Source organism: Hymenobacter guriensis (assembly GCF_015773195.1).
GTDB classification, from domain to species: domain Bacteria; phylum Bacteroidota; class Bacteroidia; order Cytophagales; family Hymenobacteraceae; genus Hymenobacter; species Hymenobacter guriensis.
In genome coordinates this window covers 82,400-108,920 of the sequence record NZ_JADWYK010000013.1, presented here as the reverse complement: position 1 = coordinate 108,920, position 26,521 = coordinate 82,400, and the positions used below count along the sequence as shown (strand labels likewise).

The window sequence follows — 26,521 nt, the reverse complement described above, 5'->3', positions numbered from 1 at the left end:
GGCGGCTTGTTCCCTAGCGGCCTAGGTACTGGCCTAGCTCCGACAACGACCCGATGCCCAGCTCCCGTGCCTGCCGCTGGCGCATCAGCAGGGCATACGTGTTGTTGAACCCCAGCGGCGGCAGCCACTCCAGCTTGTAGCGCCGCCGAAACTCCTGCTTCACGTAATCAAACACGGCGGCCGGCTGTCCGTTCAGGGAGTCGAGCGTAGCCGGTGAGGGCTGCAGCAGCACCTGCAGGCCGGTGCCGGTGTACTCGGGGTACATATCGATGGTACCACTACGCAGGGCTTCAAAGCAGATGGTGGTGCCGCCCAGCCCGGTTTTGGTTTCAACACTCAGATCTGTGGCCCCGCGAATGAGGGCCGCGTACATTTCCACGAGAATGTACTGCTCAGCAAAAATCTTGGAGCCCAGCCTTACTACGGCCGCGCCTGGCACTTTGGGCCGTGGGTCTCGCCACAAACCCCGCTGGCGCAGAAAGGCTTCGGCCACGGCGCGGGGCTGCTGGTGCAGGTAGTCTACCCGGTAGTTGAGCTCCGTCATGGCTGAGTCGGTAAGGAGGCCGGTGAGCTGAGCCAGGACGGGCCGCAGCTCGGGGTGCGCCTGCAGCAGCGCCGGGCGCACCACCGGCGCAGCGTAGTACGGGGGAAACACGCGCTTATCGTCACGCAGTACCTGCAACCCGTAGGCCCGGATGCGGCCATCGGTGGAGTATCCGTCAATAACGTCTACATCGGCATTTCGGGCAGCTTCGTAAACCAGGGCCGGGGCCAGCACTACGCTCGGCAGCCGCCGCAAGCCATAGGCCCGGCGCAGGCCCGGCAGCCCATCGGCCCGGCCCACAAACTCGGGGCTGAAACCAGCCTGAAGCTTGCTTGAGGCCCGGGGCAGCAGGTAGAGGCCACCCAGCAGCGGCAGCAGCACCAGTAGGACTTTGCCAACGCCTACCAAACGCCGGGAGTCCAGGCGCTGCAGGCCGGCCAGCGCGGCATCAAACGCCAGTGCCAGCGCGGCGGCCGGCAGGGCGCCGGCCAGAATCATGACGGGGTTGTTGAGGGCAATGCCGCCGAAGATGAACTCGCCCAGACCACCGGCCGCCACGTAAGCCGCCAGCGTGGCCACGCCCACGCCGATAACGGCCGCCGTGCGGATGCCGGCAAACAGCACGGGCAAAGCCAGCGGCAGCTCCACCTGGCTTTGCACCTGCCAATCGGTAAAGCCAAGGCCCCGGGCGGCCTCTACCACCGCCGGACTTACGCCCTGTATGCCAGTGACCGTGTTGCGGATGATGGGCAGCAGGGAGTACAGCAGCAGCGCCAGAATAGCCGGCTTCGGCCCGATGCCGAGCCAGGGAATCAGGAAGCCAAGCAGGGCAATGCTGGGTACCGTTTGCAGGATGCCGGCCAGCCCCAGCACCACCGGGGCCCAGCGCGGCCGCCGCGTCAGCCAGAGGCCTAGCGGCACGCCCAGTACTACGGCCAGCAGCAAAGCGGCAGCCGTGAGGCCGATGTGCTGCAGCGTCTGCTCGCCCAGCTTACCGGCCTGCGTTTGCCAGAAAGTCAGTAGTTCCGGGAGGGTTTTCATACGGGCTCGGCTTGCAGGGCTTGTTCGAAGGCGTGCATGAGGGCGCCCACGCCGGCCGACGACGGCGGCCGTTTCGGTCCGCTCGTGAGTTGCTCCAGCGCGTCGTGCACCGGGAGCTTGGCGGGCAACTCCCGCAGCTGGCTTCCAGGGGGCAGAAACGGCTGCACATCGGCCAGGGTGAGGGTGCGGAGCTGCAGCGGCAGCCGCTCGGCGGCGAAAAACCGGCGCACGAAGTCGTTGGCGGACTGGAAGAGCAGCTCCCGAGGCGTGCCCAGCTGCTGCACCCGGCCGGCATCGAGCAGCATAATCCGGTCGGCCAGCTCAAAGGCTTCCGTCACATCGTGGGTGACGAGCACAATGGTTTTGTCGCGCAGCTCCTCCAGCTCCCGAAAGTCGCGACGGATCTGGGTGCGGGTCACGGGGTCGAGGGCGCCGAACGGCTCATCAAGCAAAATGATGGGCGGATCGGCCGCCAGGGCGCGGGCCAGCCCCACCCGCTGCTGCTGCCCGCCCGACAGCTCATGCGGAAAGCGGGCGGCGTACTGCTCGGGGGGCAGGTGCAGGCGACGGAGCAGGGCAGCGGTGCGGGCTTCGATGGCGGCCGGGGCGTGGCCGAGCAGGCGCGGCACCACGGCCACGTTGTCGGCCACCGAGTAGTGCGGCAGCAAGCCCACCTGCTGGATTACGTAGCCGATGCCCCGCCGCAGCTCTTCCGGCTGCTGCCGGCGTACGTCCTGGCCGTTGATTTCCACCGTGCCGGCATCGGGCTCTACCAGGCGGTTGAGCAGGCGAAGCAGGGTGGTTTTGCCGCAGCCGCTGGGGCCCAGCAGCACGAGTGTTTCGCCGGGATGCAACGCGAAGGAGACATCCTGCACCACGGCGTGCGGGCCGTAGCGTTTAGTAAGGCCCGTGGCACGGATAATGGGAGCAGAAGCAGAATCAGCCATAGCAGTGGCGGCAAGGTACACCGGCGCGGCTGGTCTTGCGCTATTGCGGCCGCAGAGCAGCTACTCACCCGATTATGTGATGGAAGCGTGGGCGGCTTTTTCGCAACTTGCTGCGCTGTTCTCTTCTACTACCTCGCTATGAAACATTGTCTTGGGCTGCTGCTTGCAGCTTTAGTCACCGCCCCGGCGCTGGCCCAAACCGCCGCGCCCAGTCCCTGCGACCAGCAGCTGGTCGGCTACGCCACTCCCCTGCCAGCCAAGCCCGTCTGGACGTACACGCGCACGTTGCCCGCCGGCGGCCGCGTATACTACTTCGGGGCGGAGCACTCCCAGGATGCCGCGCACGCGCAGTTCGCCCGGATCAGGCAGGCTTTTGCCGAGACGAAACCCACCATCGTGCTGTTTGAAGGCCCCAACCGCGGCACCGATTCCACCGAAACGGCCACCATCAGCCGGCTCGGCGAATCGGGGTACGTGCGCTTTCTGGCCAGGCAGCAGAACATTCCGGTAGCGTCGCTCGAAAATCCGGTGGCTGAGTACACCTTTCTCAAAACCCTGTTCGACCTGGAGCAGCTCAAGCTGTTCTATATGCTGCGCGAAGCCCAGCGCCTGCGCACCCGCACCAAGGCCTCGCCTGAGCAGATTACCAAGGCCATGGAAGCCCTGCTGGTAAAAAGCGCCCAGATGCTGCCCGGCTCCGACCAGGTCATTCGGACGGTGCCGGAGCTGGCGGCAGCCTACCGCAAGTACTGGCCCGATGGCGGCAACTGGTGGGAAGCGCCGGCGGCCTGGTTTGACCCGGCGGCTTCTTCGGCCAACACCGGCGGCAAGTTCACCAACGACATCAACCGCGCCTCCAGCGAGTTTCGCAACCAGTACATGTACCGCCTCATTGCCGACAAAGCCCGCGCCGGGCAACGCGTGTTTGCCGTGGTAGGGCGCAACCACGTGCCGGCCCAGGCCCCCGCCCTCGACTGCGCCCTCTCCACGAACTAGTTTTCCTGAGCCAGTGCCCTGTTGACGAATCCGGCGGCCCCTGGTTTTTGTGCGAAGAGCTGAGTGGCCAGAAACCTTTCTGGATCCTCTGGAGCCATATTTTACACCAATTAATTCGCGTAGAGCAAGGCGTTGCAGCTCAGCAAATTGCTCTTTAATGTCCCCGCTACATCCAACTTTATCTATTCTTAACCTATAAAATATGCGTATCCGGAACTATCCAACAGACCTTTGGCTTTTGCAGCCAAACATTTACATACATCTATATGCTTGACGTGCAGTTGGCTAATGCGGGGTTTTACCGAATAGCCTGGCCCAACACCGATGAGAAGCCGGGCACTACCTACGTGCGGGCCGGCTCCCGCGAAGTAGTGCGGGTGTTTGTTACCCCGTGCGCCTCCGAAGTAGAAGTTTACGCCGGGGGCCTCAAGAACGGGCAGCTCGTGTTTCGCGGCTCCCCCGAGTTGGCCGCCAGCCTCCGCTACCTGGCCGAGCACCAGAATTAACTCAGCCGGTCTGTAGCTACTCCTACTCTGTCCGGGCTGAACTAACGGCCCATTTTACCCCACGAAAAAGCCCAGCAGCTCGCGCCGCCGGGCTTTTTTTTGTGGAATTGAGCAGGCTGTAGGAGGCGCTTGTATGCTGCAATTGCCTGCCTACTCATACGCTCGCAGCTGGAGCAGGCGCACGATAAGGCCGGTCCAGCCGGTCTGGTGGTTGGCGCCTAGCCCGTGGCCATCGTCGCCGTGGAAATACTCGTGGAAGAGCAGGTAGTCCTTGAAGTTGGGGTCCGTTTGCAGAAGCTTGTCCTGGCCGAAGGCGGGGCGGCGGCCGGTGGCGTCCTTTAGCAGCAGATTGGTCAGCCGCCCCGCCAGTTCCGTGGCTACTTCCTGCAGGTTGATATAGTTGCCCGAGCCCGTGGGGTACTCTACCTTGAACTTGTTGTCGTAGTAGAAAAAATACTTCTGCAACGACTCCACAATAAGGTAGTTGATGGGAAACCAGATGGGCCCGCGCCAGTTGCTGTTGCCGCCAAACATGCTGCTCTCCGCTTCGCCCGGCACGTACTGCACCGTAAAGTCGGCCTCGGGGGTGTTGAACACGTAGGGGTGGTCCAGGTGATGGCGCGACAGGGCCCGGATGCCATAGTCGGCCAGGAACTCGGTTTCGTCGAGCATGCGGGCCAGCAGGCGCTTGAGGCGGGAGCGGCGCAGCAACCCCAGCAGGTGGCGGGCACCCTTGCCGGGCTCCTGCCAGCGGCTTACCAGCTGGGCCAGATGCGGCCGGTGCTCCAGCAGCCAGCGGGCCCGCTCCGCAAACTCCGGCATGGCGTTCAGCAATTCCTCGTCAATCACCTCTACGGCAAACAATGGAATCAGGCCCACAATGGAGCGCACTTTCAGGCGGGTGCGCACGCCGTCGGGGGTGTGCAGCACGTCGTAGTAGAAGCCGTCTTCCTCGTCCCAGAGGTTGAAGCGCCCGTCGCCGCCGCGGGTCATGGCATCGGCAATGTAGAGGAAGTGCTCGAAAAACTTGCCGGCCATTTCCTGGTAAACGGGGTTGGTTTTGGCCAGCTCCAGGGCCATGCGCATCATGTTCAAAGCAAACATGGCCATCCAGCTGGTGCCGTCGCTCTGCTCGATCTTGCCGCCGGTGGGCAGCGGGGCCGAGCGGTCAAACACGCCTATGTTGTCAAGCCCCAGGAAGCCGCCCTCGAAGATGTTACGCTCGTCGCGGTCCTTGCGGTTTACCCACCAGGTAAAGTTCAGGGCCAGCTTATGAAACACCGACTCCAGAAAGGCCCGGTCTCCCCGGCCATCATTCAGCTTGCGGTCCATCTGGTACACGCGCCAGGTGGCCCAGGCGTGCACCGGGGGGTTCACGTCGTTCAGGTTCCACTCGTAGGCCGGCAGTTGCCCGCTGGGGTGCATGTAGCGGTCCTGCACCAGCAGGCGCAGTTGGTTTTTGGCAAACTCGGCGTCTACCATCGCCAGCGGCACGCAGTGGAAGGCCAGGTCCCAGGCCGCGTACCAGGGATATTCCCACTTGTCAGGCATGGAAATGATGTCGGCGTTGTAGAGGTGGCGCCAGTTGCTGTTGCGCCCCCGCCGCCGGTGGTCACCCGACACATTCTCCCCGGCTGGGTCGCCATCGAGCCACTTGCTTACGTCGTAGTAGTAGTACTGCTTGCTCCAGAGCATACCCGCAAAGGCCTGGCGCTGCACATTGCGGGCATCGGGGCCGGCCTGGGCGGGCAGGGCTTCCTGCAGACACTCGTAGAACTCGTTGGCTTCCTGCTCGCGCATCCAGAACAGGTGGTCGAACCCCTCAAAGGGTGCAGCCTGCCAGGGCTGACTCAGCCGCAGGCGCACGGTGCGGGCCTCGCCCGCGCCCACGCTCAGCACGTACTGCGCTGCGGCTTTGGTGCCTTCCAGGGCCGAGTTCACGGCATCTTCGTCGCCTTCCACCACAAAGTTGTTGATGCCATCCTTGAAGTAGTGGCCCGTGCCCTCGTCGGGCTGGCCGTGGAGGCGGGCGGCGTTGGTGTCGTTTTCGCAGAACAGCAGCCGGGGCGTGTTTTCGCAGTAGAGGTGATAGTGGCCCAGCAGCGGGTGTTCGGCGTGCACCGCCCCCGGCTGCGACTGGTGCATGTGGGGGCGCTTGGCCCCATATTCCCAGCTCCAGGTGTTGCGAAACCACAGCTGCGGCAGCACCTGTACGGTGGCGCGCTTGGGCCCGCGGTTGTGCACCGTTATCTTAATAAGAAGGTCTTCGGGACCGGCTTTAGCGTACTCCACGAACACGTCGAAGTAGCGGCTCTTGTCGAACACGCCGGTATCCAGCAGCTCGTACTCCGGCTCCTGGCGGGTGCGGCGGGCGTTGGTTTCTACCAGCTTCCGGTACGGAAATTTCCGCTGCGGATACTTGTAGAGCATCTTCATGTAAGAGTGCGTAGGGGTGCTGTCGAGGTAGTAGTACAGCTCCTTCACGTCCTCGCCGTGGTTGCCCTGCCCGTTGGTGAGGCCAAACAGGCGCTCCTTCAGCTGACCGTCTACCCCGTTCCAAAGGGCCACCGAGAAGCACAGCAGCTGCTGGTCGTCGGAGATGCCGCCCAGGCCCTCCTCGCCCCAGCGATAGGCTTTGCTGCGGGCCAGATCGTGGGGCACGTAGGTCCAGGCATTGCCGTCGGGGCTGTAGTCTTCGCGCACGGTGCCCCACTGGCGCTCCGTGAGGTAGGGCCCGAATTTCTTCCAGGGAATCAGGTGTTCGGTAGTATCCTGTAAGCGTAGTTGTTCCTGCGTCATAAGCGTAGCGCTAACTCCAAGCGCCAAGGTACGCGGGAACAGGGCAGGGGTTGAGATGATGCTGTATTATTCTATTAGCTTAATCCAAGACCAAGTTTATTTTTAACCTGCCCAAGGCTCTTACCCAACTTCATAAAAGCCTTATATTATCTGATTTCGACCATACCCCCATATCAAACCGGTTTACACACATTGGCCCCTTTGCTTTAGCCCCCCTGATAGGGGCAACGCTCTATTTACCTGCCCGCAAAGCAGGAACTCCGCGAAACGGCCGTGGTGAGGGGACGCAAGACCAACGGTATATAGTAAGGATTTATCAAAGTAAGCCAGAATTATGTACACAAATACCTCGGAATAAAGCAATCTGATTGAGCTTATCTCTGCGTATCTGCAATACATTTCCGCGCCACGTATCCATTACTCTCTATAGCAAGCTAATTTTTAGCTAGCTACTTACGGACTGTATAGCCTGACAGCCGTTGCTTCCCCGTTTCCCTTTGTGATTTTTTCCCACCGGCTGTTGCTGCCTGTCAGGGCACCGTGTGGCTATTGTTTATTTCTCATCAACCCCCACCACATTCCGCATGAAGAAAATTACTCGCCCAATTCTATCGGTGGCTTTAGCTGCGCTTGGTGCTGCCGGACTGGCAGTCTGGAGCAGTCAAACGACATCGATGGAAGCCTCCAGCCACCGGGAAGCGCCTCTTATTGCCGATGACCCGCTGGCCGACAATACCGACGTGTACGCGTTCCGGGACCCCAGCAACGATGAGATGGTGACAATCATTGCCAACTTTATCCCCTTCCAGTTGCCCCAGGGTGGCCCGAACTACTATCACTTCGGGGAAGACATCCGGTACGAAATCCACGTGAAAAACGACGCCACCACTACCGGCGACGACATTACGTACCGATTTACGTTCACGCGCACCAACGAAGACCCCACCACACACTTCAACATTCGCCTCAAGAAGGAGAACCTGAAGACCACTTACAAGCTTGAGCGTATTATGAAGGGCGCTACCACTACGCTGGTTAGCGCCGGCACGGTGCCGCCTTACAACGTAGGCCCCCGCGCCATTACGGGCGCCGCTGGTTTGGGCGCGGCCAGTTACGAAGCCCTGATGACGGACGCCATTGAAACGGCCGGCGGCGGCAAAGTCTTCTGCGGCCCCGTAGATGATCCGTTCTTCGTGGACATTGGAGCTATCGAAGATCTGGGCGGCATCCGCCCCGAGAATGCGCGCGACGGGCTGTATCACAAAAACGTGAACACCATTGCGCTGCAAATCCCGATTTCGCAGCTCCAGAAGGATGGTAAAACGGTAGATAAAGCAGCCAATATCCTTGATGGCGACTTCGTTATCGGGGTGTGGGCTTCGGCCAGCCGCCGCGCTATCCGCACCCTGAAAACGGACGGTACGCAGACTCACACCGGCGACTGGGTGCAGGTATCGCGCCTGGGCATGCCGCTCACCAACGAAGTGGTAAACCCCATCGGCGACAAAGACGAGTTTAACGCCCGCACGCCCTACAACGAAAACCGGGCATTCGACGCCAATTTCGTGAATCCGGAGTTGGCCCTGTACATGGCCGATAATGCCCCGAAAGACCCAGCTTCGCCCAAGCCTGCCGGCCAGACGTACTATGGCGAAGCGGTGCCTGGCTTTATGAAGCTGCGTATCCAGTCCAATTCACTGGCGGGCCGGCCTGGGTTGCCTCCCAATGGGTTCGACTTCCGTAACGGCGCCGATGGCCTATCGGTGCTGTCGACGGAGCAACGCGCCGGAACGGTATTCGCTGATAAAACCTACGGCCCCATCTTGCTGCAGGCCAATAAGCCCCGTTCGGTGGATTTGCTGCCTATCTTCATGACGGGTGTACCAAACTTGGCGCCGTATCAGTTGGCCACCGGTAAAGCCGGGAACCCACTGGCAGCTGGTAAGCCCTTTATTAACAATTTCCTGCCCGTTCTTGGCGACATGCTGCGCCTGAACATGGCTGTGCCTGTAACCCCCCGCAACTCGAAAGACTTCAGTTCGGAAGGCTTGCTGGCCGCTGCTGTGCTGGGGCTGACGGATCCAGATTATAACAAGGATGCCTCTCTGCAGGCTATTCCGAATATGGACGGCTTCCCGAACGGACGCCGGCTGGAAGACGATGTGGTGCGCATTGAGCTGCAGGCTGTAAGTGGTGCCGTATTGGCGGCCGTGGGTTTGTGGTATGATGACTTTGATGCCAACGATACCAACCCCGTAACGGCACAGCTGCAGAACGTGCTGACTTTCACCACGGGCATAGAAAAGAACGATACCACGCTGAAAGCAACGTTCCCATTTGTGCAAACGCCGTGGTCGGGTACCAAAGCGCAGCCTACGGTTACCTCGCAGCGTAGCTCGTCGGGCCTGATGCAAAAGACGCAGCTGGCGGAGTTGTCGCAGAACTACCCGAACCCCTTCGTGGGCCATACGACGTTCAGCTACCGTGTAACACAACGCATGCCCATAACTATCACCATTGTGGACATCAACGGCCGCGTAGTAGCCACGCCAGTGCGCGACAAAGTGGTGAAGCCGGGTACGTATGAGTTCAAGTGGACTGCTCCCGCAGGCATGGCCAGTGGGCTTTACATTGCCAAGCTCTCTACCGGCAGCACCAACCTGCAGTCAGTGAAGCTCCTGAAAAATAAGGAATAGGTTTTTCAGGATTCTATAACCGTCCGGCCGCCGTAAGGGGGCCGGACGTGTGTAGACCTAGCGCTTAAGCCGTTGTTTTCTCTTACTTTGATTCTATGAGTACACCTCGACGTATTTTGTATTTCTTGTTAGTGGTTGGCTTTGCGGCTGCGGTAGGTGCTTTGGTGCTGAGCCGCCCCAGAGGGCCAGTACCGCAATTAAAAATCCGGCAGGGAGCTATGGCCACGGGCGCCGAGTGGCTGAACACCCGCAAAGCCGTAGGTGGCTTGCAAGAGCGCCTGCGCCGTAACCCCAACGACCACGAAGCTCAGCTACAGTTAGCCCAGGCTTACATGCAGGAAGGCCGTGTGACGGGTGAGCATGCCTACTACGATGCTGCCGCCGTGCAACTACTAGATAAGGTGCTTCGCGCCGACCCCGAGAACTTTGAGGCTTTGTGCTGCAAATCATCCCTAAGCCTTACGCAACACCACTTTTCCGAAGGCCTGGAACTGGCCCGCCGGGCCCAGGAACAAAACCCGCACAGTGGTTTCGTGTACGGACTGCTCTGCGATGCCAACGTAGAATTGGGCAGCTACCCTGCTGCCGTGCGCGCCGCCGACCGTATGAATCAGGTCCGCCCCGACCTAACGGCGTATTCCCGCGTGTCTTACCTGCGCGAAATCCACGGCGACCTGCCCGGCGCGGTGGAGGCTATGCAGATGGCCGTGCGCGCCGGCGTGCCGGGCATGGAGCAAACCGAGTGGGCCCGTGTAATGCTGGGCCATCTTTACGAAACTACCGGTAACATCCCCGAAGCGGAGAAAAACTACCAGTTGTCCTTGCAGTATCGGCCCTCCTACGCCTATGCCTTGGCGGGCCTGGGCCGCGTAGAGCGCGCCCAACACAATTACCCAGCGGCCATCAAGCACCTCGAAAAAGCCCGTAACCTCGTGGCCGACTATGCCTTTACAGATGAGTTGACGGACCTCTACCGCTTAAACGGTGAGCCGCAGAAAGCCCAGGCCGCCGCCCGAGCTGCCATACGGCAACTGGACGCCAGCGCCGAGGCTGCCAACGCCGATGAAAACGTAGGCCACTACGTGGACCGGGAGCTAGCATTTGCTTACCTGAAAACCAATGAGCTGGACAAGGCCCTGGAGCACGCCAAAATCGAATACCAGCGCCGCCCCGACAACATTGACGTGTGTGAGACCATGGCTTGGGTACATTATAAGCGCGGCGAGTACGCCAAAGCGGCTCAGTATATACAGAAAGCCCGGCGTACCAACTCGCAGAATCCCACGCAGCTGTGCCGTGCCGGCCTCATTGCTCTCAAAACCGGCCAGGAAACTGCCGGGCAGGCTCTTATCAAGCAGGCGCTGGCCATTAACCCCTACCTGGAAGCCGACTTGGCCGACGAAGGCCGCAAGCTGCTGGCTGCGCGTTAGGCCGTTTTCTAGTGTTTATTCTGATTCCTAAGCGCATGCACCGTTTTTTCCTTGCTCGTCGAGGCTGGCTGTTGCTGGCGCTGCTGCTTTTGTGGCTGGCACCCCGGCTGGCGGCGGCCCATGTGCTCGACCAGGACCTGAGCAAGCTTTCCCGCACCGATATCGTTTCGACCTACGTGCTGGAGGGCTTCAAGCACATTCTGCCCCTGGGCCTCGACCATATTCTGTTCGTAGTGAGCTTGTACCTGCTGGAGCCGCGGCTCAAGTCGGTGCTGTGGCAGGCCACGGCTTTCACCGTGGCGCACTCCATCACGCTGGGCTTGTCGATGTACGGGCTGATTTCGCCGCCGGCCTCCATCGTGGAGCCCATTATTGCGCTGTCCATACTATTTGTAGCTCTCGAAAACATCATTGTGCAGCAGCTGAATCCTTGGCGGTTGGTCATCGTGTTCGGGTTTGGGCTGGTGCATGGGCTGGGGTTTGCCAGCGCACTGGCATCAGTTGGCTTACCGCGGGCGGCGTTTGTGGAGTCGCTCATTGCCTTCAACGTGGGCGTAGAGCTGGGCCAGGTCACCGTTATTCTGCTTCTGTATGCCTTGGTGGGGCGCTGGTTTGCCGGCAAGGCCTGGTACAAGCAGCGCATCGTTATTCCGGCTTCCGTCGTCATTGGGCTCATTGCGGCCTATTGGACGGTGGAGCGCGTGTTTTTTACTTCCTGACTTAACCCGGTTCCCTCCCTGATGCGCTCCTGCCTGGTGCTTTTGCTGCTGCTGAACTACCTGCTGGTAGTGGGCGCGGGCCTCGTGAGGCAGCCCGACGACCAACTGCGCGCGCAGGTAGCCCACCCGTACCAGCACAGCGCCCACTGTCAGCAACAGAACTACCTGCGCCTCGACTGCTTTGAGCGCTGCAACGGCAACCAGAAAGCTTGGCACCCGCGCACCGCCCACGACTCGCCGGTGCATCTGTTAAGTTTATTAAAAGGCATCGATACCCACGTATTACAAGCCGAACCATCCTCCGTTGCCAGCCGCGTGGTCTACCATGCCGCCCGGCAGCACCCAAGCGGGCCCGCTGCGGCTGTGCCCGCGGGCATAAGAGCCGCCATTGATGCGCCGCCCCGCCGGGGATAAGCTCCGCGCCGCTTGCCTTTTCTGCTCAGGAAAAGCGCGGCACTTGTTTTATTCCCCTCTTTGATGCCCGGTCCGGTCTATACGCGGCGGTGGGGCGTCAGCATTTATCTTGTACATGACTGCTTTTTTACGAAGCCATTGGCTGCGGGTGGCGTTGCTGTGTCTGCTCGGCGCGGGTACGGCCCATGCACAGTCTACTATTACCGGCCGCATCCAAGCCATAGCGACCGACTCGGCATCTCAGGAGCCGCTGGGCGGAGCCAGCATCTGGCTTGATGGCCGGGCCAGCGGCGCCACCACCGACGGGCTGGGTCGCTTTCAGCTGCGGGAGTTGGCGCCAGGTTCGCACGCCATTCGCGTAACAGCGCTGGGCTACCGCTCGGCCACGCAAACTATTACGGTACAAGCCGATGAAACCACGACGGCTTCCTTCGCGCTGCCGGTGGTGGCGCTCAACATTGGCGAAGTCACCGTGTCGCAGCCCCAGGACCCCAACCAGACGCTGGCCGCCATTTCGCACATCGACCGGACTTTGCGGCCGCTCAACTCCGCCCAGGATTTGCTGCCGCTGGTACCGGGGCTGTTTATTGCCCAGCACGCGGGGGGAGGCAAGGCCGAGCAGATTTTCCTGCGCGGTTTCGACATCGACCACGGCACCGATTTCAACGTGAGCATCGACGGGCTGCCGGTGAACATGGTGAGCCACGCCCACGGCCAGGGGTACGCTGATTTCCACTTCGTGATTCCCGAAACGGTGGATCAGCTCAAAGTCTACAAAGGCCCGTATTCGGCCCGATTCGGGGATTTTGCCACGGCCGGCGCGGGCGAGTTCACCACCAAAACGGCCCTGGAGCGCAGCCAAGCCAAAGTGGAAGTTGGCCAGTTTGACACGCGCCGGGCCCTGCTGCTGCTGGACGTGCTGCCCAAGGATAAGCACCTGCTGAGCAAGCGCGCTGAAAGCGCCTACGTGGCCGGCGAGTACTACTTCACCAACGCCTACTTCGACGCCAAGCAGCACCTCAACCGCTTCAACGGGCTGGCCAAGTATACGGGCTTGCTCTCGGAGCGCACCTCACTTACGCTGAGCGGCTCGCACTTCGTCTCGCGCTGGGATGCCTCGGGCCAAGTGCCAGAACGAGCAGTGAAAAGCGGGCTGATTTCGCGCTACGGCAGCATCGACGACTCGGAGGGCGGCAACACCAGCCGGGCCAATGCCAACGTTCTGCTCACCGTGGCCTTGCCCCACGATGCCGTCCTAAGGCAGCAGGTGTACTATTCTCGCTACCAATTTAACCTGTTTTCCAACTTCACGTTCTTCAAGGAGAACCCCACCGAAGGCGACGAAATCCGCCAAACGGAGGCCCGCAACCTCTACGGCTACCTGGGCACGTATGAGCGCAGCACGGCCTTGGGTGCCCGTACGCTCCGAACCCTGGCGGGCATCGGCACGCGGCTCGATAACGTGGACGTGGCTCTGCGCCACGCCGTGCGCCGCACGACTACCGATACTATTGTGAGCGGCCGGGTGTACGAGCAAAACGTCAACGCCTTTGTGGAAGAGACCCTGCCCGTCACCGACAAGTTGACGGTAAATGCCGGGTTGCGCTTCGACTACTTCCGGTTTGCCTTTCACGAAGACCGGGATGCTGCGCTGTCGGGCCGGGCGGGTAAGGCCCGGGTGAGCCCCAAGCTGAACCTGTATTATGACCTGACGGACAACGTGCAGTTGTTTGCCCGCTCGGGCTTCGGGTTTCATTCCAACGATGCCCGCGCCGTGGTCACAAACCGTACGGCGCAGGTGCTGCCTCGCGCCATTGGCTACGAGGCCGGCAGCACCTTTAAGCCGCGCCCGGCGCTAATCGTAAACGTGGCGCTCTGGGCTCTGCATTTGCAGGACGAACTGGTGTATGTGGGCGACGAAGGTGTGACGGAAAGTGCCGGCCCCACCCGCCGCTTCGGCACCGATGTTTCGGTACGCTACCAGCTCACGCCCCGCCTCTACGTCGACGTGGACCTGAACTACAACCGGGGCTGGGCGGTGGGGTTGCCAGAAGGCGAGAACTACATTCCATTGGCGCCCAGCTTTACCAGCATCGGCGGGCTCACCTACCAGCAGCCCGGGGGACTGAGCGGGAGCCTGCGCTACCGCCACCTCAACGACCGGCCCGCCAATGAAACCAACTCAGTGCAGGCCCGGGGCTACTTTCTGCTCGATGCCGTGCTTAGCTACACACGGCCCCGCTTTCAGGTGGGCGCCAGTGCCGAGAACCTGCTGAACGTGAAGTGGAACCAGGCTCAGTTTGATACGGAAAGCCAGCTGCGCACGGAAACCGAGCCCGTATCGGAGCTGCATTTCACGTCCGGTACGCCCTTTTTCGTGAAGCTCAATGCCAGCGTGTTCTTCTAACAAATTAGGAATAAGGCGATCTGGTTGCATCTCTGCTTTTGGGTAGCTTGCTGCCTGCGGCCGGGTGCGTCACTCGCTGAACTTGCCCGGCCGCGCGTTGGGCACCCACGACCGCATTGCCCAGCTGCTCCACCAGCGACTGCGCCTAAGGCACAATATCTTTTCGTAGCTTGGACGTACCTATTTATGCCCCTGAACCACTACATCTTTCTGGCCATGCCCGTAGAGGAGCAGTTAACCACGCTCTGGCAGGAAGGCGTGTACCTAACCGTGCGCTACGAGGGAGTACATTGGGTTGCGCTCTACTACCTAGGAGGTGTTAACAGTAGGTAGTACGTTTGGGCATGGAGTACATGCTGACAGATATGTAGTGGGCGCGCATTGCGCCGCTGCTACCGGGCCGCGAGGGCACCAAAGGCGGGCGGGGCCAGGACAATCGACGCTTTGTAGAGGCGGTGCTGTGGCTGACGCGTAATGGCTGCCGGTGGCGGGCGCTACCCGCCGTATGGGGCAACTGGCACACGACGTACACGCGCTTCCAGCGCTGGACCGCCTCGGGCGTGTGGGCCCGGGTGTTGGCGGCTTTGCAACAGGACGAGGCGCTGCACACGCTGCTGGTGGACTCGACCACCGTGCGGGCGCACCAGCACGCGAGCGGGGCACGCAAAAAAACGGGCCGCAAGCCCTCGGGCGCAGCCGCGGCGGGCTGACGACCAAGCTGCACGTGGTGGCCGATGCCCGGGGCCGGTTTGTGCGTGGGGGCCTGACAGCGGGCCATCGCCACGATGCCCCGCAGGCCTTGCCGCTGCTCGACGGGTTGAGCCCGGCCTTCCTCATCGCCGACCGCGGCTATGATTCCGACCCGCTGGTGACCGCCCTGGCCGCCCGCGGCACCTGTGTCGTGATTCCGCCTCGGCGCAAGCGCCGACACCCGCGCACCTACGACGTGGCCCGCTATGCCCAGCGTCACCCCGTCGAGCGGCTCTTTAGCCGACTCAATCAGTTTCGCCGCGTGGCTACGCGCTACGACAAATTGGATGCGCATTTTCTGGCCTTTGTGCATCTGGCTGCGTGACTGTTAACAATTCCTAGCCAGCTTCTTTGTAGAGGTAGACTACAGTCCGGCGCACAACCAGGTAGAGCGCCTGCGTAGCTTCGTCTCTTAGCAGAGGCTAGAGGCATACGTTTCAGGGTTGCGGCTGCCGGAGTAACTATAGACGGCGCTTGTTATTCAAAAAATGGATAGTATTAAGCACATTATTGGCTTACCTCTAAAACCAGCCGATTTCACCGCGGCCACCACCCTCTCTTCTCGGCACGCAAAACGAAAAAGCCCCAACTACCTAGAGTGTGTGGACAGTTAGCGTATCCAATTGAGGGCAGCGAGTAGGTGGGCAGTAGCTAAAAAAGAAAGAGCCGTCTTGTCGTAACGAGTGGCAAAACCTCGGGCTTCTTTGAGTCGGCCAAAGAAGTGTTCGGCTTTGTTGCGGTCAGCATACAGGTTCTGGTCGTAGGACCGGGGCACATTGCGGCTGTTTTCGACGGAATGACCGGTTCGGCGTTGCGACCAGCAATGGCCGCCAGCATGGTGTTGGTATCGTACGCTTTATCGGCCACCACGGCACCAGGTGCGTGGCGTAACGCCGCCAACAAGGCCGGCAGTTGCGTGCAATCGGCCCAGTGGCCCGGCGTCAGCACCAGGTGCAGGCAGTTGCCCAGCGCATAGAGCACCGCATGCCACTTGGTGGAGAAACCGCTCCGGCTGCGGCCTAAGCCTTCGGCTATGGGCATGCTTTTTTTCGCCCGGCGGCCGCTTTGTGGGCCTTGACCGTGGTTGAGTCTACCACCACCCAGGCGTAGTCGGGCTCCTGCACGGCCTGAAACAGCGCTTCCCATACCCCGGCTTGGGCCCAGCGGCGGAAGCGCCGGGACACCGTATTCCAGGGACCAAACCGTTCGGGCAGGTCGCGCCACGATACGCCGGTTCGCACCCGGTAGAGCACTGCGTTGACGAACAAGCGGTTGTCGCGGCCTCGGCTCAGCCGGCCTAGCGTATAGGGTTCGGCTACTTTCCATTCGTGTTCACTTAATTCGTGCCGGCGCATTGGACAAAGCTGCTCCTTACTGTCCACACACTCTAAGACAACGCCTGCTTAAAACGTCATAACGTCTCACGGCCAGGAGGCTTTATCGAATCACTGCATACTTGACTTGCCGGGAACAGCAGCCCCGCTCGCTTGTCAATAACCGGGGCAGCAGAGCAAAACTTGTAGCCGCATCTTGCCTCATGTGGGGCTACCGTAAGTGCCGCTACGCCGGGGTGGCTATGCTCATGACAGCCCAGCTTTCTGGTAACCCGTTGAAAAGGTAGCTCCCTGCTTTAGGAAGATCCGAATCCGGTTTGCCTTGGACAACCCGGAGCACGCCTGTGCAAATACCAAGCGCCATTTCCAGGGCACAGGCGTTAGCTAGCGGCAGTGTCTGGGCTATCCTTCACCCCCATTAACAGTAAACAATTTGTGGTTTGCTGTGAAGCTTAAACATTTTAGCCATATTTGTAAAAGACCTCATCAATAGATTTAATCTGGCTATGAGGTTGCTGATTCTTCCGGTAAATCGTCGGTTTCAATAGCTGAAGTGAAAGTGGCAATTCTTATTCCTCCGTTTCTTCCGTGGCGCTGAAAAAGAGAATCCTTATCCACGACATAGCCCGGCACCTTGAGGTGTCCATTGCAACCGTGTCGCTGGTGCTCAACGGCAAAGCGCAGGAAAGCCGCATCAGTGCGGCGCTGGCGCAACGGGTGTTGAGCTACGTGGAAGAGGTAGGCTACAAGCCCAACCAATTGGCCAAAAGCCTGCGCACTGGCAAGACCCACACTATTGGCCTGGTGGTAGAAGACATTACCAACCCGTTCTTCGCGGCCGTAGCGGGCCTGATTGAGCGCAAGATTCTGGCCCAGGGCTACCGTATTTTATACTGTAGCACCAACAATGACCCGGTGAAGACGCGGGACCAGCTGGCCTTGTTCGAGGAGCAGCACGTGGATGGCTATATCCTGGCCCTGCCGGGGGGAGTGGAAGCCGAAATACAGGCCCTGGTCCGGCGCGGCAAGCCACTGGTACTTTTCGACCGCTCCCTGCCGGGGATTCAAGCCAATACCGTCGTGGTGGATGGGGCCGCGGGCATGTACGCTGGCACCCAGCATCTTTTGGCACAGGGTTTCCGCAGCGTTGCTCTGGTTACGCTTCAGACCAGCCAGGCCCACATGGTGGCGCGGCGCCAGGGCTACTCCCAGGCCTTGCAGGAACAGTACCTGCCGGAATTGGTCTTGGAAATCGACTACGAACAGGCGCCGGAAGCAATTATTGAGCGGATGCAGGCCTTCTTCCAAGAGCACGCCACCTGCGACGCGGTACTTTTTACGACCAACTACCTGGGGGTACATGGCCTGGAGGCCCTGCGTAACCTGAATCGACGGATTCCGGAGCAACTCGCAGTGGTTTGCTTTGACGACAACGATCTGTTCCGGCTGTATTCGCCGCCCATCACGGTGGTGGCACAGCCGCTGGAAGCCCTGACGGAAAGCGTTATCAGCACATTGCTTACTGCACTGACCGGTTCCGGCGAATTCAGCCCCCCAACCCAACTGCAGTTGGCGCCAAATCTTGTCGTGCGTCAGTCTACCATACATCCACTCCGCGCAGGTTCCTCCTGAAAAATCCGACGCCGAGCCAGGTTCCTGCTCCCCAAATAAGCTCGGTCGGCAAATACTTCTACGGTTCACTCGCTTCCCCCTTCAACCCACCTATCCTATGCCTTCGCTCGATGCCTCGTTGTGGGATGAATTCCGGGCAGGCAGTGAGTGGGCGTTTGAGCGTATTTTCCTGGCTCAGTACGATGAGCTGTACAGCTACGGGATACGCTTGAGCCGGGATGAGGAACTGGTAAAGGATGCTATCCAAAACCTGTTTCAGCGCCTGTGGCAGCGTCGGGCACAGTTAGGCTCCGTCGCGGTGCTCAAACCGTATCTGTTTAAAGCGCTACGCCATCAGTTGGCCGACGAGCTGGGCACTGCGCAGCGGCATCGGCTGCTACCGGCCGGCTTTGAGCCCGAATTTCAGGTTCAGTACTCGCCCGAAGACTTTCTGATTGCTCAGCAGCTTACGACAGAGCAGCACACGCAGCTTGTGGAGGCATTAGGCCAGCTCAACAACCGCCAGCGCGAGGCTATTCACCTCAAATTCTTTGAAGGCTTTGCCTACGACCGGATTGCCGACATCATGACCCTGAATCAGCAGTCGGTGCGCAACCTGGTCCATCAAGCCATTACCCGACTGCGGCACGCGTTGCCAATTCTATACCTGGTTGGGTTGGCCTGTCAGCTGCTGCTTACAAACTCATGGAGAATAATGAAATTATTTACCTCATAATCAGAAGGATAAATAATTTACTGAAAAAACTTTAGCGGAGTGCGAGTACAAAAATCGGGTGCCGGGCGTGAGCAGGGTAAAGCAGTCAATTTTTTCTCCCGGCTATGGATTTTACACGCTACTCTGTCGAAGATTTCGTGCTCGATGAGTCGTTTCAGGAATTCGTGGCCGACCCCAATTCCGAGGCAGGCCGTTTCTGGCATTCCTGGCTGCAGGAACATCCCCAGCAGCAGATTACAGCCCAAAAAGCATACGCTTTAGTGCAGGCCCTGGGCCCGGCCCAACCCAACCTGGCACCCGCAGGCTTGAAGCACCAGGAACTGCTCCGCTTGCGGAAGCGCCTGCAAGCGCCGGTAGCTCGGCCGCTACTTCGCACCCAGCGGCGGACTCGTACGGTTTGGGTCAGCACCCTGGTTCTGGCCCTGCTGGTGCTCATCGGGTGGTGGCGGTGGCCCGTTGCGGACAATGATGCCCTGAACCGTTTCACAACTGCCAAGGGTCAGCGCCGCACTATCACCCTGCCCGATGGTTCGGTGGTAACGCTCAATGCCAACTCTACGCTCACAACCTCGGGGCACTGGACTGCCAGTTCTCCTCGGGAAGTATGGCTTTCCGGCGAGGCCTATTTTCAGGTAGCCCACCGGACCACCAAGCCAGTCTCTGACATCCAGGGGGCACCAGCCAACGTCAAGTTTGTGGTGCATGCCGGCGAGCTAGCTATTTCAGTAGTCGGCACGCAGTTCGATGTAAAAAACCGGGCTGGCGCCACTAAAGTCGTGCTTCGGTCCGGTAAGGTAATCGTGGATCGGCAGGCGGGCCTGACCCGTGAAAATCTGGCCATGGAGCCCGGCGACCTGGTCGAAACCTCCGCTGCCCGGCCAAGCCTGACGCGCCGACACGTGCAGCCCGATATGTACTCGGCCTGGACGCAGGACCTGCTGAGCTTTCAGGATACGCCGGTGCGCGAAATCGTGCAGCTGCTGCGCAGCTCCTACAACCTGCAGGTAGAGGTCAGCGACCCAGCCATTCTGAATCAGAAAATCACGGGCGATGTGCCCGCTAACTCACTCGACGTGCTGCTGCCGGCCCTGGCGAAGGCACTGGATATTCAAGTGACGCGAACTGGTAATACGGTGCGCTTTCATCCAGTAGTTCGCTAGCGTCCAGCTAGGTATGGGCATTCTTCTACCTTTTCCCACCTCCTCTTCATTTATGGCAAACTTTACACGTTATGTGTGCCAGGCGCTGCTGTTAGGCATCGTAACCAGCGGTGCTAGTCGGGCCCAAGGGGTCTTAGCGTTGGCCTCGTCGGGCTCGGTACGCCCAGCACAGGTTGATGGCCACGCCAACCTGGAAACCCTGGAAGACTTTCTGCAGGAGCTGAAAGCCACCTACAAGGTAACTTTCTTCTACCGCAGCCAGCTTACGGCGGGCAAGTCACTGCCTCGCTACGACCTGGCGGCGGCCTCCCTGCCCCAGGCGCTGCGCCATGCAGCGCAGTACAGCGGGCTGCGCTTCGAGCCCCTGAATGAAGAGGTTTACGTTATCGTTCCGAGCGCACCAGCAGCTCAAACTGCCGAACAGGCGCCCGTTGCAGCTCCCACTCCGCAATCGATTCCAGGGGCGGTGGGGCCGCAACGAAACGGCGCCAATGGTGCGACAGCAAGGGCTGATGTAGCCGTGTCGGGCCGCGTTACCAACGGTGCTGGCGAAGGCCTGCCGGGGGTAACTATCGTGGTAAAAGGCACCACGCAGGGCCAGGCCACAAACGTTGACGGAACTTTTTCGATGACCGTACCCGAGGGCAGCGTGCTGGTGTTCAGCTCCGTGGGCATGGTCAGCCGTGAGGTGACCGTCACCGGCCCGGTTAAGGATATGACCATTCGCCTGGAAACCGACAGCAAAGCATTGGGAGAGGTAGTCGTGGTAGCGTATGGCACCCAGCAAAAGGCCAACGTGACGGGCGCTATCAATACGGTTTCGGCGGCCACGCTGGAAAACCGACCGGTGACGACGGTAGCGCAGGCCCTGCAAGGCTCGGCACCCAACCTCACCATTCAGCAAAGCAGCGCCGAACCGGGCGCCGGGCTGAACATCAACATCCGGGGGGTAGGCACGCTGGGTAATGCCTCCCCGCTGATTATCGTCGACGGTATTGCCGGCTCCCTCAATGCCCTTAATCCGAACGACATTGAGAGTGTGACGGTGCTCAAAGATGCTGCTTCGGCCGCCATCTACGGCTCCCGCGGGGCCAACGGCGTGCTCCTGGTTACCACCAAGCAAGGGGCCCTGAATCAGAAGCCCGTGGTTATCTACAACACGCTGGTTGGCATGCAGGCTCCGAATTTCCAGCGCAAGCCGGTAAGTGGGCTGGAGTTCATGCAGCTCAAGAACGAGGCCTTGGTAAATTCCGGGCAGGCTCCGCAGTTCTCGCCCCAGGCCATGCGCGACTTTGCCGCCCACGGCGACTACGAGTGGCACCTGAACCGGGTGATCCGCAAAGAGGCCCTGCAGCAAAACCACAACCTGAGTTTGAGCGGCAGCGCCGGCCAAACGCGCTACCTGCTTTCGCTGGGCTACGTGGACCAAAACAGCTTATTCTACGGCGACAACTACGGCTTTAAGCGTCTCAATACCCGCCTCAACCTCACCACCCAGGTAACGGAGCGGCTGAAAGTGGGCGGCATCTTTACCTACGCTCACGTGGGAACTCGCGAGCATGCGTTTGACTCGCAGTGGATTATCAGCGACGCGGCCCGCATCCCCCGCATCTACCCCGTACAGGACGCGCAGGGCAATTTTGTAACGCCGGCTACCTCCACCAGCAACTCCGTGAACCGCCTGCTCAACGGCGGCCTGCGCACCAACTCCAACGACAACGGCTACGCCAACCTGAACGCTGAATTCGAAATACTGAAAGGCCTGAAGCTGCGCGGCCTGGTGGGTGGTGACTTGTGGAACTACCAGATGGACGAGTTCCGCCGCAGCCTGGAGTACGTGACCCTCGACGGCTCGCCCACGGCCGGCGGCGACGGCAATAATGCCGTGCGCAGCAACCACGAGCGCACCCTGCTCACCAACTACCAAGCTACGCTTAACTACGAGCTTGACTTCAACGAAAGGCACGCCGTGCAGGCACTGGTGGGCTATTCGACCGAGGATTTCACGGTAGCACGTACGGGCATCAGCGTACTCAACGTGCCGGGCAACGACTTTGGGGTGGTCAGCAATGGCACGGCCTTCGCCGGCAACGGCGTGTATGGCAACAACGAGGAGTGGGCACTTAACTCTATGTTCGGGCGCCTCAACTACGCTTTCGCCAACAAATACCTGATTGAAGGCAGCTTCCGCTACGATGGGTCCTCGCGCTTCGCCAGTGAGAGCCGCTGGGGCTTCTTCCCCTCGGTGTCGGTTGGCTGGCGCCCGCTGGAAGAGAACTTCCTCGACTTTATGCAGCCCGTGGTTTCGGACCTGAAGCTGCGCGCCTCGCTCGGTCAGCTCGGCAACCAGAACATCGGGCTTTACCGCTACCTGAGCACCATCAGCCTCGCGCCGGGTATCTACTCCTTTGGCGGGCAGGCCGTACCGGGTAACTTCTTCAACACCGCCAACCGCGACATTACCTGGGAAACGTCCACGATGGGCAACGTCGGCCTTGACGCCGGCTTCCTGCAGAACGCGCTGACTGTTAGCGTAGACGTGTTCGACAAACGCACCAACGATATCCTCATTGATTTGCCCGTGGCCGGTGTATTCGGTGCGGGTGCTCCCACCCAGAACGCAGCCAGCGTCCGCAACCAGGGCTGGGAAGTAGCCCTGACCTACCGGCAGCGCACGGACCGTGGCTACAACCACAGCCTGACGCTGAACGCCGCCGACAGCCGCAACACCGTCACCAACACCCAGGGGGTGGAAACCATCCGCGGCGGCGACGCGACCAACATCATCCGGGAGGGCTTCCCCATCAACTCCTACTTCGGATTGCGCTCCGACGGTCTCTACCAGACGCCTGAGGAAGTGGCTGCTGGCCCTCAGCCTGACTTTGTAGCCCCCGGCTCGGTGCGGCCCGGCGACATCCGCTACATAGACCGCAACGGCGACGGCCGCATCAACCAGGACGACCGGTTTATCCTCGGCAACCCATTTCCGCGCTACACCTTCGGGGCCACCTATACGGCCGACTACAAGGGCTTCGACTTGCTAGTGTTTGTGCAGGGCGTGGGCAAGCGCAGCCTCTACATCCGGGGTGAGGGCGTGGAAGCCTTCCACAACAACTGGGAAAACGTGTACACCCAGCACCTGGACCGCTGGACGCCCACTAACCCCGATGCCTCCTATCCCCGCCTGACCATCGGCACGGCCTCGACCAACAACATCCAGGGCTCCGACTACTGGCTGCGCAACGCGGCGTATGCCCGCCTCAAGAACGTCCAGCTCGGCTACTCGCTGCCCACGGATCTGACCGGTAAAGTCGGCATCAAGCGGCTCCGAATCTTTGCCTCGGGCCAGGACCTGTACACCATCAGCAAGCTGAAGAAAATCGGCTTTGACCCCGAAGTCTCGGAATTCAGTGAGAGCATCGGCTTCGGTGGCGGCGGCGGCAGCAGCAGCGGCCGCGTGTACCCGGCCGTGCGGGTGGTTTCCCTGGGCCTCGACGTTTCCTTCTAATTCCCTTTCCCACCACTTCCCGATATGAACCGTAATTTTCGCTACTCGCTGCTGCTGGGATTGGGGCTGAGCCTGGGCCTATCGGCGTGCCAGGACCTGGACATAGCCCCCACCGACCGTCCTACTGATGCCACCTTCTGGACCAAGCCGGAAGACGCGGCCAACGTGCTTGCTACCGCCTACGAGAACCTGTATAACAGTGAGTACTTCTTCTTCAACGAAGTGCTGTCTGACAATGCCTTCAACGTCAGCGACGTGAACGGCTCGAACTCGCGCAATATTGCCCAAGGCGCCTATGGCACCAACCAGCAGCGCATCACCAATGAGTGGGGCTACCACTACACCGGCATCCGCAAGTCCAACGTGCTGCTGGCCAACATTGATAAGATTGCCAGCCTCGATGCCGGTCTCAAGGCCCGCTACATCGGCGAAGCCCGAGCCCTGCGTGCCTTCCACTACTTTCAGCTGCTGACCTGGTACGGAGACGTGCCGCTGGTGACCACTGAAATCGGCGTGACCGAGGCCCAGCAGGTAACCCGCACCCCGCGTGCCCAGGTGCTGGACTTCGTGCTGAAAGAGCTGGAAGAAGCCGCTGCGGCCCTGCCTGTAAACACTGCCTACGCTGCCACCGACAAGGGCCGCTTTACCAAGGGCGCGGCCCTGGCCCTCAAGGCCCGGGTGCTGCTCTACGAAGGCCGCTGGGCTGAGGTAAGCACCATCACGGAGCAGCTCATGAGCGGCGCGGCGGGTACTTACAGCCTGTTTCCTAGCTACGCGGGCGTATTCTTGCCTAGCAACGAGGGCAACAGCGAAGTGATGTTGGACCTGCAGTACCTGGTTCCAACCCGGACGCACAGCGAGCAGCGCTTGTTTATTCCGCGCACCGAGGGCAAGCTCATCACGGCCATTGCGCCCACGCAGGAGCTGGTGAACGACTACATCATGGCCAATGGTCAGGCCATATCCGAAACTGGCTCCGGCTACAGCGAGGACACTCCCTACGCCGGGCGCGACCCCCGCTTTGAGGCGACCATTGTGCACGACGGCTCCGTGTGGAAACGGCCCGACGGCTCGACCATTACCATCCGCACCCTGCCCGGCACCGGCGACAACGCCGTGGACCGCTCCGACGCCAGCCCCACCGGCTATTACTCGGCCAAGTACTTCGACCGCACCGCCGACGCCAACCTCAACTCGGGCCTGAACCTGATTCTGATTCGCTACGCCGACGTGCTGCTCATGCACGCCGAGGCCAAGAACGAGCAAAGCCAGCTGACGGCTGCCGACTGGGACCGCACCATTGGCGCCCTGCGGCGGCGGGCCGGCTTTACCGCCGCCACTGCCCTGGACTTCCCCGCCGGTTCTCAGGAAAGCCTGCGCGCTAGTATCCGCCGGGAGCGGCGCACGGAGCTGGCCATGGAAGGCCTGCGCATCTTCGACATTCGCCGCTGGCGCACCGCTGAAACTGTGCTGACTGGGTTTGCGCACGGCATCAAGGCCGGCAACCCGGGCATAGACAACGGCTACCTGCGGGTCGACCAGCGCACCTTCAACCCGGCCAAGCACTACCTCTGGCCGGTGCCCCAGCGGGAGCGTGACATCAACCCCAGCTTAAGCCAAAACCCGGGCTGGTAGCCCGCCCATTTTCCCTTCTCCTTCCGTTATATCTGCATTCTACCAATGAAAAGGCTCTTAAATCCCTTGCTGTTTTTGTTGCTGCTGGCCAGCGGCCTGCTTTCCAGCTGTAAGGACGAAGACGATGATGCCCTCGACGGCACCATCACGCCCGTATCGAACTTCATCTCGCCCGGCGACAACACCTTCGTGCGCCTCGACCCCGCTTCCAACGCCGCCATCACGTTTGAGTGGAGCCAGGCCCGCGCCGCCGACGGCACGCTGGTGCTCTACGAAGTGATGTTCGATGAGGAAGGCGGCGACTTCTCCAGCCCAGTGTACACCACCACCTCGGGTACCAACGGCCAGGATACCAAGCTGGTGCTGACCCACGGCGACTTGAACCGCATTGCCAACCTGGCCGGCATCAAGGCCCAGGAAAAGGGCAAGCTGAAGTGGACCGTGAATGCCTCGAAAGGCCTAAACGTACTGCCCGCTACGGCTGCCCGCGTGATTGAGCTGGAGCGCCCGGCTGGCTTTGCCACCATCCCCGCCAATCTGTACCTGACCGGCTCGGGCACCGAAGCGGGCACCGACCTGAGCATGGCCATGCCCTTCAAGCGCATTTCGGCGGGCGTGTTTGAGCTGTACACCCGCCTGAGCCCCGGCGAAGTGAAGCTGGTAGACCAGACCACCGGCACGCCCACCGCTTACTACATGGACGGCAACAAGCTGCGCGAAGGCGACCAGGCCACCAGCCCGGCGACTGCGCCCGCGGTGTACCACATTCAGCTCGACTTTAACAACTCAGCTACCACGCTCACGGAAATTGTGTCGATAGGTTTGTGGGTATCGGCCGAGAACAAGGTGAAGGCGGATCTGCCCTACGTGGGCAACGGCGTGTGGAAAGTGGAGAATACGCCCATTGAGTTCTTCCAGGAAAGCTGGGGCCGGGATGAGCGGTACAAGTTTTTAGTGACCCAGAAAGACGCAGCCGGCGTGACCAGCAAGCAGTACCTGGGCAGCACCAACCGCGACAACCAGCGCGCCACGGCCAACAGCCCGGCCGAGTACTTCTTCCTGACGCCCGGCCCGGATAACCAGTACGACTACACCTTCAAGTTCCAGTCGGAAGCCGATGGCAAAAACGCGGATATCACCGTCAAGATGCAGCCCGACGGGCCGTACACCCACCAGGTAACACTCCGGTAGGGTACTAAGTGAAACGTCCGCTAGGGTTAGGCGAATGGCGCTTATTTCCAGCGGGCGTTTCGCACTTCCAGCCAGGTTGCTACCTGAATTCCACTTA

The 26,521-nt window shown here is 60.7% G+C and carries 19 protein-coding genes and 1 pseudogene; 15 read left to right on the top strand and 5 right to left on the bottom strand.

Translation table 11 applies throughout. The annotated features are described in order from the left end of the window. Positions 1-13 precede the first annotated feature (13 nt). Both I5L79_RS18190 and I5L79_RS18185 read right to left on the bottom strand, forming a co-directional pair. Positions 14-1,585, bottom strand: a complete 1,572-nt coding sequence (locus I5L79_RS18190) for an ABC transporter permease/substrate-binding protein (protein WP_196956497.1) — start codon at positions 1,583-1,585, stop codon at positions 14-16. Beyond that, complete coding sequence (locus I5L79_RS18185; RefSeq protein ID WP_196956496.1) at positions 1,582-2,532, bottom strand: ATP-binding cassette domain-containing protein; 951 nt, start codon at positions 2,530-2,532, stop codon at positions 1,582-1,584. The genes I5L79_RS18190 and I5L79_RS18185 overlap by 4 nt, the downstream gene beginning before the upstream one ends. 138 nt (positions 2,533-2,670) lie before the next feature. Between I5L79_RS18185 and I5L79_RS18180 the strand changes: the two genes are divergently transcribed. Next, positions 2,671-3,528 (top strand): TraB/GumN family protein, encoded by an 858-nt coding sequence (locus I5L79_RS18180; protein WP_196956495.1) that lies wholly within the window; start codon positions 2,671-2,673, stop codon positions 3,526-3,528. 266 nt (positions 3,529-3,794) lie between these two features. After that, positions 3,795-4,034 carry a hypothetical protein gene (locus I5L79_RS18175; RefSeq protein ID WP_196956494.1) on the top strand — a complete coding sequence of 80 codons (240 nt, stop codon included), beginning with the start codon at positions 3,795-3,797 and terminating at the stop codon, positions 4,032-4,034. A gap of 150 nt (positions 4,035-4,184) precedes the next feature. On the opposite strand, the gene I5L79_RS18170 is transcribed toward I5L79_RS18175, so the two are convergent. Then, on the bottom strand, positions 4,185-6,833 hold the full coding sequence (locus tag I5L79_RS18170; protein WP_196956493.1) for an MGH1-like glycoside hydrolase domain-containing protein: 2,649 nt from the start codon (positions 6,831-6,833) through the stop codon (positions 4,185-4,187). 584 nt (positions 6,834-7,417) lie between these two features. Between I5L79_RS18170 and I5L79_RS18165 the strand changes: the two genes are divergently transcribed. From I5L79_RS18165 to I5L79_RS18135, 7 genes and pseudogenes are all read left to right on the top strand, one after another. Beyond that, on the top strand, positions 7,418-9,529 hold the full coding sequence (locus I5L79_RS18165; protein ID WP_231403200.1) for a DUF4331 family protein: 2,112 nt from the start codon (positions 7,418-7,420) through the stop codon (positions 9,527-9,529). A gap of 95 nt (positions 9,530-9,624) precedes the next feature. Further along, on the top strand, positions 9,625-10,959 hold the full coding sequence (locus tag I5L79_RS18160) for a tetratricopeptide repeat protein (protein WP_196956492.1): 1,335 nt from the start codon (positions 9,625-9,627) through the stop codon (positions 10,957-10,959). Positions 10,960-10,994: 35 nt separating this feature from the next. Beyond that, complete coding sequence (locus tag I5L79_RS18155; protein WP_231403199.1) at positions 10,995-11,678, top strand: HupE/UreJ family protein; 684 nt, start codon at positions 10,995-10,997, stop codon at positions 11,676-11,678. A gap of 21 nt (positions 11,679-11,699) precedes the next feature. Next, on the top strand, positions 11,700-12,092 hold the full coding sequence (locus tag I5L79_RS18150; RefSeq protein WP_196956491.1) for a hypothetical protein: 393 nt from the start codon (positions 11,700-11,702) through the stop codon (positions 12,090-12,092). 115 nt (positions 12,093-12,207) lie between these two features. Next, positions 12,208-14,499 (top strand): TonB-dependent receptor, encoded by a 2,292-nt coding sequence (locus I5L79_RS18145; RefSeq protein WP_196956490.1) that lies wholly within the window; start codon positions 12,208-12,210, stop codon positions 14,497-14,499. A gap of 186 nt (positions 14,500-14,685) precedes the next feature. Further along, positions 14,686-14,832 carry a hypothetical protein gene (locus I5L79_RS18140; protein ID WP_196956489.1) on the top strand — a complete coding sequence of 49 codons (147 nt, stop codon included), beginning with the start codon at positions 14,686-14,688 and terminating at the stop codon, positions 14,830-14,832. Positions 14,833-14,879: 47 nt separating this feature from the next. After that, positions 14,880-15,574 (top strand): annotated as a pseudogene (locus I5L79_RS18135) (IS5 family transposase). Between the two features lie 326 nt (positions 15,575-15,900). Here I5L79_RS18135 and I5L79_RS18130 read toward each other — a convergent pair. Further along, positions 15,901-16,290 carry a transposase gene (locus I5L79_RS18130; RefSeq protein ID WP_196956488.1) on the bottom strand — a complete coding sequence of 130 codons (390 nt, stop codon included), beginning with the start codon at positions 16,288-16,290 and terminating at the stop codon, positions 15,901-15,903. Further along, the gene (locus tag I5L79_RS18125) at positions 16,281-16,604 is read right to left on the bottom strand and encodes an IS5 family transposase (protein WP_196956487.1); all 324 of its coding nucleotides are present in this window, start codon (positions 16,602-16,604) and stop codon (positions 16,281-16,283) included. The genes I5L79_RS18130 and I5L79_RS18125 overlap by 10 nt, the downstream gene beginning before the upstream one ends. Before the next feature lie 567 nt (positions 16,605-17,171). Between I5L79_RS18125 and I5L79_RS18120 the strand changes: the two genes are divergently transcribed. The 6 genes from I5L79_RS18120 (at position 17,172) to I5L79_RS18095 (ending at position 26,424) form a co-directional block, all read left to right on the top strand. Further along, the gene (locus tag I5L79_RS18120) at positions 17,172-18,215 is read left to right on the top strand and encodes a LacI family DNA-binding transcriptional regulator (protein WP_317191394.1); all 1,044 of its coding nucleotides are present in this window, start codon (positions 17,172-17,174) and stop codon (positions 18,213-18,215) included. 97 nt (positions 18,216-18,312) lie between these two features. Further along, the gene (locus I5L79_RS18115; RefSeq protein WP_196956486.1) at positions 18,313-18,930 is read left to right on the top strand and encodes an RNA polymerase sigma factor; all 618 of its coding nucleotides are present in this window, start codon (positions 18,313-18,315) and stop codon (positions 18,928-18,930) included. Positions 18,931-19,034: 104 nt separating this feature from the next. Then, complete coding sequence (locus tag I5L79_RS18110) at positions 19,035-20,090, top strand: FecR family protein (RefSeq protein WP_196956485.1); 1,056 nt, start codon at positions 19,035-19,037, stop codon at positions 20,088-20,090. A 52-nt stretch (positions 20,091-20,142) separates the two neighbouring features. After that, positions 20,143-23,598, top strand: coding sequence for a SusC/RagA family TonB-linked outer membrane protein (locus I5L79_RS18105; protein ID WP_196956484.1), 3,456 nt, complete (start codon positions 20,143-20,145; stop codon positions 23,596-23,598). A gap of 24 nt (positions 23,599-23,622) precedes the next feature. Then, complete coding sequence (locus I5L79_RS18100) at positions 23,623-25,233, top strand: RagB/SusD family nutrient uptake outer membrane protein (RefSeq protein ID WP_196956483.1); 1,611 nt, start codon at positions 23,623-23,625, stop codon at positions 25,231-25,233. Positions 25,234-25,278: 45 nt separating this feature from the next. After that, positions 25,279-26,424, top strand: coding sequence for a SusE domain-containing protein (locus I5L79_RS18095; protein ID WP_196956482.1), 1,146 nt, complete (start codon positions 25,279-25,281; stop codon positions 26,422-26,424). Positions 26,425-26,521 lie beyond the last annotated feature (97 nt).